10 protein-coding genes are annotated in these 13157 nt (G+C 73.3%); 3 read left to right on the top strand and 7 right to left on the bottom strand.

Annotated features, from left to right (window positions below):
• Positions 1-2: 2 nt before the first annotated feature.
• The 4 genes from HD597_RS61860 to HD597_RS61875 all read right to left on the bottom strand — a co-directional run bounded on the left by HD597_RS61860 (position 3) and on the right by HD597_RS61875 (position 5802).
• Positions 3-1439, bottom strand: a complete 1437-nt coding sequence (locus HD597_RS61860; RefSeq protein WP_253758673.1) for an MFS transporter — start codon at positions 1437-1439, stop codon at positions 3-5.
• Positions 1440-1501: 62 nt separating this feature from the next.
• Entirely contained in the window at positions 1502-2983 is a 1482-nt protein-coding gene (gene tcuA / locus HD597_RS61865) for an FAD-dependent tricarballylate dehydrogenase TcuA (RefSeq protein WP_253758675.1), read from the bottom strand.
• 15 nt (positions 2984-2998) lie between these two features.
• Positions 2999-4003 carry a zinc-dependent alcohol dehydrogenase gene (locus HD597_RS61870; RefSeq protein WP_253758678.1) on the bottom strand — a complete coding sequence of 335 codons (1005 nt, stop codon included), beginning with the start codon at positions 4001-4003 and terminating at the stop codon, positions 2999-3001.
• The gene (locus tag HD597_RS61875; RefSeq protein WP_253758679.1) at positions 4000-5802 is read right to left on the bottom strand and encodes a thiamine pyrophosphate-binding protein; all 1803 of its coding nucleotides are present in this window, start codon (positions 5800-5802) and stop codon (positions 4000-4002) included. The genes HD597_RS61870 and HD597_RS61875 overlap by 4 nt, the downstream gene beginning before the upstream one ends.
• A gap of 143 nt (positions 5803-5945) precedes the next feature.
• Here HD597_RS61875 and HD597_RS61880 point away from each other — a divergent pair, with 143 nt between their 5' ends.
• Together HD597_RS61880 and HD597_RS61885 are read left to right on the top strand one after the other, a co-directional pair.
• Positions 5946-7382, top strand: a complete 1437-nt coding sequence (locus HD597_RS61880) for an aldehyde dehydrogenase family protein (RefSeq protein WP_253758681.1) — start codon at positions 5946-5948, stop codon at positions 7380-7382.
• Between the two features lie 11 nt (positions 7383-7393).
• Positions 7394-9031, top strand: a complete 1638-nt coding sequence (locus HD597_RS61885) for an FAD-dependent oxidoreductase (protein ID WP_253758683.1) — start codon at positions 7394-7396, stop codon at positions 9029-9031.
• A 19-nt stretch (positions 9032-9050) separates the two neighbouring features.
• On the opposite strand, the gene HD597_RS61890 is transcribed toward HD597_RS61885, so the two are convergent.
• On the bottom strand, positions 9051-9944 hold the full coding sequence (locus HD597_RS61890) for an IclR family transcriptional regulator (RefSeq protein WP_253758685.1): 894 nt from the start codon (positions 9942-9944) through the stop codon (positions 9051-9053).
• A 148-nt stretch (positions 9945-10092) separates the two neighbouring features.
• A complete protein-coding gene (locus HD597_RS61895) occupies positions 10093-11046 on the bottom strand; it encodes an aldo/keto reductase (protein WP_253758687.1) in 954 nt (317 codons plus the stop codon).
• A 40-nt stretch (positions 11047-11086) separates the two neighbouring features.
• Here HD597_RS61895 and HD597_RS61900 point away from each other — a divergent pair, with 40 nt between their 5' ends.
• Entirely contained in the window at positions 11087-12352 is a 1266-nt protein-coding gene (locus HD597_RS61900; protein WP_253758689.1) for an oxidoreductase, read from the top strand.
• Here HD597_RS61900 and HD597_RS61905 read toward each other — a convergent pair.
• Positions 12325-12885, bottom strand: a complete 561-nt coding sequence (locus tag HD597_RS61905; RefSeq protein WP_253758690.1) for a hypothetical protein — start codon at positions 12883-12885, stop codon at positions 12325-12327. The genes HD597_RS61900 and HD597_RS61905 overlap by 28 nt on opposite strands.
• Between the last annotated feature and the right edge of the window lie 272 nt (positions 12886-13157).

The raw sequence follows: 13157 nt of genomic DNA on the forward strand, positions 1-13157 counted from the left end.
GGTCACAGGGTCTGCCCCCTCACCTCGGGGGTGATCCCGGTGGGAGCCGGGGCCGTGCGGCTGCTGTAGTCCTCGGACAGGTCCCGGCCGGAGGTCTCGGCCATGGACACGATCGCGATCAGGCTGAGCACGCCGGCCGCGACGATGTAGAGCGACACCAGCCACGACCCGCCGCCGGCGGCGATGACCAGGGAGGAGGCGATGAGGGGCGCGGGGCCGCCGCCGACGATGTTGGAGACGTTGAGGCCGAGGCCGGCGCCCGTCGTCCGGTAGCGGGTGGGGAACAGCTCGGAGTTGATCGCCGCGCTCAGCCCCCAGGTGGCGGCGTGCCCGACGGCCAGGGCCAGCACCACGCCGATCCCGGTCAGCAGGATCGAGCCGCTGGAGACCAGGGCGAACAGCGGGAAGGCGAGCAGGGTCAGGAACACGACCCCGAAGAGGTAGACCTTCTTGCGGCCGATGCGGTCGGACAGCCGGCCGAAGAGCGGGATCGTGATCAGCTCGATCGCCGCGGCGATCATCACGCAGCTCAGGATGGCTCCGCGGGGGTAGCCCATCGTCGTCGTGGCGTAGCTGACCAGGAACGTCGCGGCCATGTAGAAGCCGATGTCGGGGACGAAGCGGATCCCGATGGCGATCAGCACCTGCCGCCACGAGTAGGTGAACACCTCGACGAGCGGGGTGCGGGTGGACATCTCGCCCGCCGCCGTGGCGCGCCTGAACTCGGGCGACTCCATGATCCGGACCCGGATGTACAGGCCGATCGCGACCAGGATCGCGCTGGCCAGGAACGGGATCCGCCAGCCCCAGCTCTGGACGAACTCGTCCGACCCGAGGCCGACGAGGGCGAACGCGCCGCTGGACATGAGCAGCCCGAGCGGGGAGCCGAGCTGCACGAAGGACGCGAGGAACCCGCGGTTGCCCCGCCCGGCGTACTCGGAGGCGAGCACGGTGGCGCCGCCCCACTCGCCGCCGAGGGCCAGCCCCTGGACCAGCCGCAGCGTCACCAGCAGGATCGGCGCGAGGACCCCCGCGGAGGAGTAGGTCGGCAGCAGGCCGATGGCGAACGTGGCCACGCCCATCAGCACGAGCGAGAACACCAGGGCCTTCTTGCGCCCGACCCGGTCACCGATGTGGCCGAGGACGATGGCGCCGATCGGCCGCACCACGAAGCCCACGGCGAAGGTCGCGAACGCCGCGAGCGTGCCCAGGGCGGGGGAGAAGGTCGGGAAGAACAGTTCGTTGAGCACGAGCGCCGCCGCCGTGCCGTACACGAAGAAGTCGTAGTACTCCACGGCGGTCCCGATGACGCCGGAGGAGACGGCGGTGCGGACGTCCTTCGGGTCGGGGGACGTCTCGGTCGGAGTCGAGCCGGTCGGAGTCGAGCCGGTCGGAGTCGGGGTTGGAGTCGGGTCCGCTGGAGTCGGGTCGGTGGTCATGATGGTCTCCGCTTCGCAGGGGGGTCGAAGGGCCGGCGGTTCCGGTGAGCCGCCGGGAGTGGTCAGGCCACGGAGCCGGCCCGCCGGCCGAACACCATGCCGGCGGTCAGGCCCGTGCCGCCCGGGTAGTTGCCGCTGAACAGCCCGCCCAGCGCCTCGCCCGCGGCGTACAGCCCGGGAACGGCGGTGCCGTCCTCGCGCAGTACGCGACCGTGGTCGTCGCCCTTCAGTCCTCCGAAGGTGAAGGTGATTCCGCAGGTTACCGGGTATGCGTAGTAGGGCGGACGGTCGATCGGCGAGGACCAGTTGCTCTTCGGGGGAGTCACGTGGGCGCGCCTGCCGTCCTTGACGGTGGGATCGAACGGGCGGTCCGTCTCGATCGAGGCGTTGAACTCCTTGACGGTGGCGCAGAGCGCCGCGGCGTCGATGCCGAGGCCGCCGGCGAGCTCCTCGATGCTGCCGGCCTCGACGACGCTGATGCCCGGCATGTCGTACTCCTCGGTGCGGAGCAGCGGCCGGAGCGCGGCGTCGTAGATCTGGTAGGCGATCGAGCCGGGCTGGCGCAGGATCTCCCGGCCGTACTTGGCGTAGGTGTAGTTGCGGAAGTCGGCGCCCTCGTCGAGGAAGCGCCTGCCTTCGGCGTTCACGACGATGCCGAGCGGATAGCTCTGCCGGGTGAGGCGGTTGGTCAGCTCGCGGTTGCTCTCGTTGTGCTCGGCGAGGGCGTCCCACGCCACGCTGTGGCAGGTCGTCCAGTCGCCGCCGCGGGCGGCGCCGAGCTCCAGCGCGCGCAGCAGCAGCTCACCGGTGTTGTACGGCGTGCCGCGCACCTTCGCCCTGGCCCATCCGGCGCCGAGGTGCCGCTCCCGCATCTCGGGGTTGGCCTCGAACCCTCCCGAGGTCACGATCACGGAGTCGGCCCGCAGCTCCCCGGTGGCGCCGTCGGCGCTCTCGTACCGGACGCCGGTCACGCTCCCGTCGTCGCCGGTGAGGAACCCCGTCACCTGGTGGCCGTAGCGGATGGTGACGCCCGCGGCCTCGGCGACCCGGGTGTGGTCGGCGACGAGACCGACGCCGCCGCCGACGTTGCCGACGTGCAGACCGCCCCAGAACAGGTAGCCGCCGTCGGCGCGCTCGTACGCCTGGCGCTCGTACATGAGCCGGTAGCGGACGCCCTTGGCGGCGAGCCAGCGGATCGTCGCCGCGCTGTCGCCGATCAGCAGCTCGGTCATCCGGGCGTCGTTGCGCCCGCCGGTCACCTTGGCCAGGTCGGCGGCGAACTCGTCCGCCGAGTAGGCGGGCACCACGGTGCGGGAGTGCCGCTCGTCGGGTTCGACGAAGTCCAGCAGGTCGTCCAGGCCGGCGTGCACGATGCGGGTCGCGCCCGCCGTGTAGTAGCTGTTCCCGCCGGCCTGCTCGCGCGGGGCGCGTTCCAGCAGGACCACCTGGCGCCCGCGTTCGGCGGCCGCGTGGGCCGCGGAGAAACCGGCGTTGCCGCCGCCTACGACGACGACGTCCGCGCGGCCGGGTGAATGTTCGCTCAACGTTGTTGCCTCTTCTCAGGGATGCAGCAGCACCTTGGTCGCCTGCCGGGACTCGACCAGCTCCAGCGCGCGCCGGTGGTCCGACAGGTGCACGGTGTGCGTGACGATGGATTCCAGCCCGGGGGCGGCGCCGAGCCGGGCGGGCACGGAGGCCCAGGTGGAGACGTCGTAGGCGCGGGAGCCGACGATCGTCTGCTCGTTCCAGGAGAGCTGGGCGGAGGAGAAGCGGGCCTGTTCGGCCGGCAGCCCCACGCAGATCAGCCGCCCGCCGCGGCCGAGTAGCCTGGTGCCCGTGGTCACCGCGGCGGCCGTGCCCGCGGTCTCGAACACCACGTCGAAGCGGCCGTGCAGGGCCTCGACCTCGTCCGGGGCGGTGACGACCCCGGCCGCGCCGAGCTCCTTCGCCCTGGCCGCCTGGGGGGTGTCCTCGGCCCTGCCGACCACGGTGACCCGCCTGCCGGCGAGGGCTCCGAGGGTGAGCAGGCCGATGGTCCCCGGGCCGATGACGCAGACGTCGTCGTCGGGGCCGAGCCGGGCCACGTCCACGGCGTGCGCCGCGACGGCGAAGGGCTCGGCGAGGACGGCCAGCCGGTCGGGCAGGCCCGGGGGCAGGACCGCGAGGTTGCGCTCCGGCACGACGAAGCGCTCGGCGAACACCCCGTCCACGTCGAGCCCGAGGACCTTGCGGCTCTCGCACAACATGGACCGGCTCCGGCGGCACCAGACGCAGGCGCCGCACGTGAGGTGCGCGCTGCCCACGACGCGGCTGCCGACGGGGACGGTGGTGCCGGGCCCCGCCTGCACCACCCGGCCCGCGTACTCGTGGCCGAGCACGAGCGGGAAGCCGGGCGCGTACCCGCTGCCCGGGCCGTAGTCGCCGTGGATCATCCCCAGGTCGGTGTGGCACAGGCCGGCGGCCACCAGTTCGAGCAGCACCTCTCCCGCCGCCGGCCGGGGCTCGGGACGGTCGGCCCACTCCGGCGCGCCCGGGCCGGGAGCGGTCTTGATCAGCGCTTTCATCGCGCTCCTTCCTGTGCCTCCGGCCAGCCGAACGACGGCGCGGGGTGGGGGAGCGGCGGCAGCTCCCAGGTGGCCGCGGCCGGCAGGCCGACCGCGTCGTCGACGCGCACGTCCACCACCACGGGACGGCGCAGGTCGATCGCCGTCTTGAGCGCCGGGCCGAGGTCGGCCGCCTCGGTGACCGTGAGGCCCTCGCCGCCCATCGAGCGGGCGAGCGCGGCGAAGTCAGCCGAGTACGGCGTGCGGCTCGCGGCGTGCTCGAAGCTCGTGGCGAGCTGCCGGTCCGCGCCGAAGTAGAGCTTCTGCTGGTCGCGGATGGAGATGAACCCGCCGTTGTTCCAGACGAGCCAGACGGCGGGGATGTCGTACTGGACGGCGGTCGCCACGGCGCTCGGGAACATCAGGAACCCGCCGTCGCCGACGACCGCGACGGCCGGCCGGTCGGGCGCGGCGAGGTGCGCGCCGAGCACGCCGCCGACGCCGAAGCCCATCGAGGCGTAACCCCAGCTCTGCAGCACGGTGCGGGGCGCGTCGGTGCGCCAGTTCTGCACGATCCAGTTGTGGTGCACGCCCACGTCGCTGAGCAGGATGCCGTCCGCGGGCAGCGCGCCGCGCAGCTCGGCGAGCACGCGCTCGGGGCGGATGGGGGAGGCGTCGGAGTGGTCGTGCGGCTCGGTGTGCGCGGCCCACTTCGCCCTCGCCTCGCCGAGCTCGTCCAGCCAGCGGCGGCGGCCCTCGGCGACCGCGCCGGCCGGCGGGAAGTCGCGCAGGCGCTCGCGGAGCTGGGCGAGCACCTCGCGCGGCGAGGCGCAGATGCCCAGCGCGGGCGGGAAGTTGCGGCCCAGCTCCTGCTCGTCCACGTGGACGTGGACGAGCTTGGCGGGCGGGAAGGAGTAGGTGTAGCCCGGCAGCCACGAGCTGGTCGAGCGGTCGTCGAACCGGGTGCCGAACGCGAGCACCACCTCGGCGTTCCTGGTCGCGTGGTTGGCCTGGTAGGTGCCGTTGCGGCCGGTCGCGCCCAGCGCCAGCGGATCGCTGCCCGGGAACCCCGACTTGCCCAGCGGCGACGTCGCGACCGGGAAGCCGTGCTCCCTGGCGAAGGCCAGCAGCTCCGCCTCCGCCTCACCGCCCTCCACCCCGGAGCCGGCGACGATCACGACGCGCGCCGCGTCGCGGATGAGCGCGCAGGCCGCGTCGAGTTCGGCGCGCCCGGCCCCCGGCGCGGAGGGCCGGCCGGTGCCCCAGTCCGCGGGGTCGGGGACCGGCTCGTCCGTGCGGTCGACGAACACGTCCAGCGGCACGTCCAGGTGCACGGGGCCGGGGCGGCCGCCGCGCATCTGCGCGAACGCCTGCCGCAGCATCAGCGGGAGCTGCTCGGCGCGGGTGGCCTGGTAGCTGCGCTTGACGTACGGCCGGACCACGCTGGGGAAGTCGGCCTGGAAGTGGCGCCCGGTCTCCTGGAACGGCCCGCGGTTGAACTGGCTCGTCGCGACGTTGCCGGTGATCGCCAGGAAGGCGGAGTCGTCCATCAGCGCGGAGCCGAGGGCGATGGGCAGGTTGGCCGATCCGGGGCCGCACGAGGTGAAGGTCGCCAGCGGCTGGTGCGTGATCCGGTAGTAGGCGTCCGCGATGAACCCCGCCAGCGACTCGTGGTGGACCGAGATCGTCGTGATGTCGTCCTGCCGTTCCACGAGCGCGTCCAGCAGACCGAGGTCCCCGTGGCCGCAGAGACCGACGGCGTAGGGCACGTTCTCGCGAACCAGGTATTCGGTGATGATCTGTGCGCCGGTGAGGCTCACAGCTGACCTCCATGATTGATTCCGCTGGTAGGAGCACAGCGATCTCCGTTGCATTGCATCACACGCAACGCCTTGCATGATGTGAGATCGTAGGTAGTCTCTGAGTCGCACGTCAACGGGTCGTGCTGGTGAAGGAGACCTGAATGAGCACAGCGGCACGCGCGAGCGGCCTGTACATCGACGGTGAGTGGCGGGATGCGGCCGGCCGGATCGAGGTTCTGGACAAGTACTCCGGCGACGTGCTCGCCGGCGTCGCCGAGGCCACGCCGGCCGACGCGGGGGACGCGATCGCCGGCGCGTACCGCGCCTCGCAGAGCCCGCTGGACGAGGGCGAGCGCGCCCGCATCCTGCTCCGGGTGGCCGACCTGATGGAGGAGCGGGCGGACCTGCTCGTCGGCGACTACATGGGCGAGACCGGCTTCCTGGAGTCCGACGCGCGCGGCGAGCTGCGGCGGGCGGCGGGCATCTACCGGCTGAGCGCCGAGGAGGCGCTGCGCATCGCGGGCGAGCAGGTCCCGCTCGCCGCGACGCCCGGGAGCGAGAACCGCCTGGCCTTCACCACCCGCGTCCCCGTCGGCGTGGTCGTCGCGATCTCACCGTTCAACGCGCCCCTGTCCACCGTCGCGCACAAGGTCGGCCCGGCCATCGCGGCGGGCAACGCGGTCGTGCTCAAGCCCGCCGAGAAGACCCCGCTGAGCGCGATCAACGTCGTGCAGGCGTTCGCCGACGCGGGGCTGCCGCCGGGCCTGCTGCAACTGGTGTGCGCGCCGGGCGGCGCGATCGGGCCCGCGCTGCTCGGCGACGACCGGGTGCGCTTCTACACCTTCACCGGCTCGACCGCGGTGGGACGCGTCATCTCGGCCGGCGCCGGCCTGGCCAGGACCCATCTGGAGCTCGGCTCCAACAGCGTCTCGATCGTCGCCGGCGACGCCCGGCTCGACGACGTGGTGCGGCTGGTGGCGACGGCGGGTTTCCGCAAGGCCGGCCAGGTGTGCACCAGCGTGCAGCGGATCCTGGTCGAGCACACCCGATTCGACGAGTTCACCGAGGCGCTGGCCGACCGGGTCGCCGGGCTCAAGGCCGGAGACCCGCGGGCGGCGGGCACCGACGTGGGCCCGCTCATCTCCGAGGCCGCCTCCCGGCGCGCCGCGACCTGGGTGGAGACGGCGGGCAGATCGGCGCGGCTACGGGTCGGAGGCGAGCGCACCGGTAGCGTTCTCACGCCGGCCCTGCTGGCCGAGCCGCCCGAGGAGAGCGAGGTGCTGACCGAGGAGATCTTCGCGCCGGTCGTGTCCGTCGTCCCGGTGCGCGACCTCGACGACGCGATCGCCAGGGTCAACGCCGGCCGGTACGGGTTGCAGGCGGGCGTCTTCACCCAGGATCTCGACCGTGCCTTCCACGCCGCCCGCACTCTGCGCGTCGGCGGCGTCATGATCAACGACACCTCCAGCTACCACGCCGACGCCATGCCGTACGGCGGGGTCAAGGACAGCGGGCACGGTGTGGAGGGGCCCCGGTACGCGGTCCAGGACATGACCGACCCGCGCATCGTCGTGCTCAACCTGCGCCGGCCGGAATGAGAGGAACTTCCATGAGCGAGACCTACGACGTCGTCGTCGCCGGGAGCGGCGCCGCCGGCCTCACGGCCGCCCTGGCGGCGGCCACCAGCGGCGCCCGCACCCTGGTGATCGAGTCGGCGGACGAGATCGGCGGCACCAGCGCGCTCTCGGGCGGGCGGGTGTGGCTGCCCGCCAACGGCACGCCCGAGAACGCGGGCGACTCCGACGAGCTGGCGAACCGGTACCTCGACCAGATCTTCGACACCCGGTACGAGCCGATGATCCGCACGTTCGTCCGGGAGGCCCGCGTGATGGCCGCCTTCGTGGAGAAGCACTCCCCGCACCGGTTCGTCGTCTGCCCGAACTACCCCGACTACCACCAGGACCACGCCGGAGCCACCCGCGGCGGGCGCTGCTTCGACGTCGCCCCGGTCCACCTCGACGAGCTGGTCCCCCAGGTGCGGTCGATCCGGCAGCCGCCGGGATACAGCCCGATCACCCACGCCGAGTGGGAGAGGTGGCGCTACCCGGCCCGCATCGACCACGACCTGCTCGCGGACAGGATGGCCCGGGGGATCCGCACCGGCGGCCTCGGCCTGGTCGCCGCGCTGCTCGACGGGGCCGTCAGGGCCGGCGCCACGGTCCGCACCGGCACCGCGCTGACCGCCGTGCTGACCGGCGACGTCACCGAGATGCGGGCGGGCAGCGGGGACGACGCCGTCACCGGGGTGCGGGCGGGCGGCGGAGACGCCGTCATCGGCGTGCGGGTGCGGACCGGCGGTGGCGAGCGGACCATCCGGGCGTCCTCGGTGGTGCTGGCCACCGGCGCGTTCGACGCGATGGACGAACTGCGCCACCGCTTGCTGCCCGCCGGGCTCGGCGTGTCCGCCTCGGCGCCCAGCGACACCGGGATCGCCCTCACCGTCGCCGACGACCTCGGCCTGCCCGTCGACAACCTGTCCGAGGGCTGGTGGATGCCCATGGCGCGGCCCGAGGGCGACCTCGTCGACGGCGTGCCGTACCCGCGCGGGCTGGTGCGCGAGCGCGGGGTGCCGCGGCAGATCGTGGTCAACCGGAAGGGCCGGCGGTTCGTCGACGAGGCGGTGCCGTACAACGAGTTCGGCAAGGCCATGCACCGGCTCGAACCCGGCGACGAGGCCTACCTGATCTTCGACGAGGGCTTCCGCGAGCGCTACCCGCTCCCCGGGCTGACGCCGGACGGCCCGCTGCCCGGGCACATCGTCAGCGGCGGCGACCTGGCCACGCTCGCCGGCCGCATCGGCGTGGACCCGGACGGGCTCGCCGCGACCGTCGAGCGCTGGAACGGCTTCTGCGCCGAGGGCGTGGACCACGACTTCCGGCGCGGCGGCGACGCCTACGACGACTACTACGGCGACCCCTGGCAGGAGGGCAACCCCTGCCTCGGCCCGATCGACCGGGCGCCCTACTACGCGATGCGGGTGTACTCCGGGGTGATCGGGTCCAAGGGCGGGCCCGTCACCGACACCGCCGGGCGCGCTCTCACCCGCGAGGGATCGCCCCTGCCCGGCCTGTACGCGGTCGGCAACGCGGCGGCCTTCTGGACCGGTGACGGCTACCCGGGGCCGGGAGCGACCCTCGCCGTGGGGATGACCTTCGGCTACCTCGCGGGCCTGGACGCCGCCCGCTGAACGACGGCCGGCGCTGCGGTCAGGTGTCGGGGTGGCCGGCCGCGCCGGGCCGTTCGATCCAGTCGGGGGCCGGCGGCTCCTCCGCGGGCGCCGCCGGCCAGCCCGGTGGCACGGCGAGCACGCCGCGCGCCATGCTGGCCCGCCACGCGTACCAGCGGACCAGCTTGGCCAGGACCGCCATGCGGTCGCGGGTCATCCGCTGGGCGGGGCCGGAGATGCTGATGCTGGCGTCCACGCCCCCCTCGGGCGAGAAGACCGGCGCGGCCACGCAGCGCAGCCCCGCCTCCAGCTCCTCGTTGTCCAGGCTGACCCCGGTGCGGCGGATGCGCGCCAGCTCGGCGCGTAGCCGCTCGACCGTGCCGATGGTGTGCACCGTCCGGACCGGCAGCTCCGCGTCCGGGTACCGCTTGGCGACCTCGGGGTCGGACAGGCCCGCCAGCAGCGCCTTGCCCATCGAGCTGCAGTGCGCCGGCGACAGCTTGCCCGCCCACGAGTGCATGCGCACCGTGTGCCAGCCGTCGACCACCTGCACGGTCTTGGCGACGGTGTCGTCGAGCACCGCCAGGTGCCCGGTCTCGCCGGTGACCTCGACCAGCTCCCGCAGGAACGGCGTCACCACCGAGGCGAGATCCTGCCGGGCGGCCAGCAGCGAGCCGAGCACGGCCAGCCGCGGCCCGAGCGTGTAGTTGCCCGCCGAGGCCGCAACGAGGTATCCGGCCGAGGCCAGGGTCGCCGCCAGCCGGGACGCGCTGGACTTGTGGATGCCGAGCTCCAGGGCGATGTCGGTGATGCCGACCACCCGCCGGTCGGCGCTGAACATGTCGAGGATGTCCAGGCCGCGGCGGAGCGCGACGATGACGTTCTGCCCGGCTTGCCGGTCACCTCCGGCGGTGGGTGGGGTCCAATCGCCCATGGTTGGATCCTAGTCAGCCGCGATCGCGCTCAGGCACGCCGTCACCGCCGGCACAGCGACCCCCGGACGCTCGCCGGCTCGCCTCGCCGGCCGCGGCGGTGACCGCCGGCTCGCCTCGCCGGCCCGCCGAGGTGGCTGCCGGTTCGCGTCATCGGCCCGCCGAGGTGGCCGTCGCTGAGGCGGCGTCGAGGCGCGCGACGTCCTCCTCGCTCAGCCGCACCCGTGCGGCGGCGAGCACGTCGCCGAGCTGGCCGGTGTCGCGGGCGGAGGCGATGACGCCGCTGACGGCGGGCCGGACGGCCAGCCACGCCAGGGCGACGGCCGCCGGCGCGGCCTGGTGGCGGGCGGCCACCTCGTCGAGCGCCCCGAGCACCGCGTGGCCGCGCTCGTCCAGGTACGCCGCCGCGGCCTGGGCCCGGGGGCTGTCCACCGTCGCGCCGCCACGGTACTTGCCGGTGAGGAAGCCACGGGCGAGCGAGTAGTACGTCATGACGGTCAGGCCGCGCTCGCGCGCGAGCGGGACGACGTCGGCCTCGATGCCGCGCTCCACGAGGCTGTACTCCTTCTGGATCACGGTCGGGCCGTGCAGCCCCTCGCGCTCCGCCACGTCCAGCCAGGCGGCGATCCGCTGCGCGCTGAAGTTCGACACGCCGATCTCGGCGATCAGCTTCTCGTCCCGCAGCCGGGAGAAGGCCCGCGCGATCTCCTCGATGGGCCGGTCCTCCTCGTCGAAGTGGGCGTAGTACAGCTCGATCGACGAACGGCCGAGCCGGGCGAGGGAGTCGGCCACCGCGGCGCGGATGTTGTCCGGGGCGAGCCCAGGGCGGTGCTTCGACTGGCTCACCTTGCTGGCGATCGACACCGGCGGCCCGTCACCGCGCCCGGCCAGCCAGGCGCCGATGATCGTCTCCGACTCGCCGCCGGCATTGCCCGGGGCCCACTGCGAGTAGGAGTCGGCGGTGTCGATGAGCGTGCCGCCCGCCGCCACGAAGGCGTCCAGGACCGCGAACGAGGCCTCGCGGTCGGCGGTCCAGCCGAACACGTTGCCGCCGAGCACGATCGGAGCGGGCCCGGTGGCCGGAGTGATCCCGTGCGTTGTCATAGATTGCATAATGCCCAAACCGTTGCTTATGCTGCAACACGTGCAAGGCTCGGACCAGGCTGAAGTGCTGTTCTCCCCACTGACCCTTCCCAGCGGCGCGGTGCTGCGCAACCGGGTCGCCAAGGCCTCGATGGAGGAGAACCTCGCCGCGCCCGGCCAGATTCCCGACCACCGGCTGCGCAGGCTCTACCGCATCTGGGGCGCCGGCGGCGCCGGGCTGCTCATCACCGGCAACGTCATGGTGGACGCCCGCGCGATGACCGGGCCGGCCGGAGTCGTCCTCGACGCGCGGGCGCCGCTCCAGCCGTTCGCCGCCTGGGCCGCCGCCGCCCGGTCCGGCGGCGCCGCCGCGTGGATGCAGCTCAACCACCCCGGACGGCAGGTACGCGCCGACCTCGGCGGCGTCGCCTGGTCGCCGTCGGGCGTCCCGATCTCCGGGACCGGCGGCTTCGCCCGGCCGGTCGCCATGGACGACGACGACATCCGGGCCGTGATCACGATGTTCGCCTCCGGCGCGGCCCGCGCGATCGAGGCCGGCTTCACCGGGGTGCAGATTCACGCCGCGCACGGTTACCTGCTCTCGCAGTTCCTGTCCCCGCTCGCCAACCGGCGTACCGACCGCTGGGGCGGCCCGATCGAGCAGCGGGCCCGGCTGCTGATCGAGGTCGTGCGGGCCGTGCGCGCGGCCATGCCCGCCGGCGCCGCGCTCGGCGTCAAGCTCAACACGGCGGACTTCCAGCGCGGCGGCTTCCAGCAGGAGGACGCGCTGCGGGTGGTCGAGCTGCTGGGCGAGCACCCGGTGGACCTGGTGGAGCTCTCGGGCGGCAGCGCCGAGCGCCCGGTCATGCACGGCGTTCTCGACGAGCGCCCGGTCATGCACGGCGTTCTCGACGAGCGGACCCTGGCGAGGGAGGCGTACTTCCTCGACCTCGCCCGCGAGGTCGTCGCGGCCTCCCCGATGCCGATCATGCTGACCGGCGGCATCAGGACCGCCGAAGGAGCCCAGGAGGTCCTGCGCGCCGGGGTGGCCGTCGTCGGGGTCGCCACCGCCCTCGCGCAACGCCCCACTCTTCCCCGCGACTGGTCGTGCGGACGTCCCGGCCCCGAGCCGCTGCCGCCCTCCTCGGCGTCCGACAAGGCCACGGTCTCCGCCGCGAAGCAGGCCGCGGTCCGCTGGATCCTGAGACGGACCGCCGCCCGCGGAACCGCTCCGGAGACCACCGACCCCGACGCGGCGCTGCGCCTGGACGCGCGCCGCCGCGCCCGGCTGCTGCGGCGCTACCGCGCCTGGCTGGCCGGCGGGTAGTCACCGGCGTCCGCGTCGAAGTACGGGCTCAGCAGCGGCCCCAGCGTGGCCGCCATCAGCCGGTCGCCCGGCCCGATGGCCCGCCGCGCGCCGTCGAACGGCACCCCCAGCGTGCTGACCGTCCCCGTGGCCCGCGACCTGACGACGATCTTCAACATGTCGTCGATGCCGTTGCGGCGCAGGAACTTGTCGGCGAAGTCCCGCTCCGGCCCGGTCGCCCGCAGCCGGAGCTGCCCGAGGGTCGCCACGCCGTGGCGGGTCAGGCAGGCGACCCCGTCGTGCGAGGCGAACGGGTTGTTGTAGCGCCAGCGCTCGACGTACTCCTCCACGAAGTCCGGCCGGAACGTGGTCAGATACTGCTCCTCACCACCGCAGCCCACCGCCAGGTACGCGGGGTTCTCGGCCACGAACGCGTCGATCCACCCGAGGTGGACGGCCAGGGCCTCGGCCAGCACCGGATACAGCGCCCCCTGACGAGCCGCGGCCACCTGCTCCAGCACCTTGATGAGCTTTCGGTATTCCAGCTGTTCCACGGATCCGCCATCGCACTCGTACATCGCTTCGGGGGGCAGCCGGTCCGGCGGGCTGCGTCGTTGTCGCCTCGTCCAGGATTCCGTAACGGACGGCCGGTCATCCATCACTTGACCAAGGAATCCGCTCCAAAGCTCCATGTCCCCGACGCTTCCCCTCACCGGTTACGGCAATTCGGGCAAAGGCCCCAATCGGTGGCGGCCGTCCCGACGAGCAACGGCTGTCGCATATTAGCAGTAAGGGTTATCTCTATTTCGATAAATCATGCCATATT

The sequence above is a fragment of the Nonomuraea thailandensis genome (genome assembly GCF_024172165.1).
In the GTDB taxonomy this organism is placed as follows: Bacteria; Actinomycetota; Actinomycetes; order Streptosporangiales; family Streptosporangiaceae; genus Nonomuraea; species Nonomuraea thailandensis.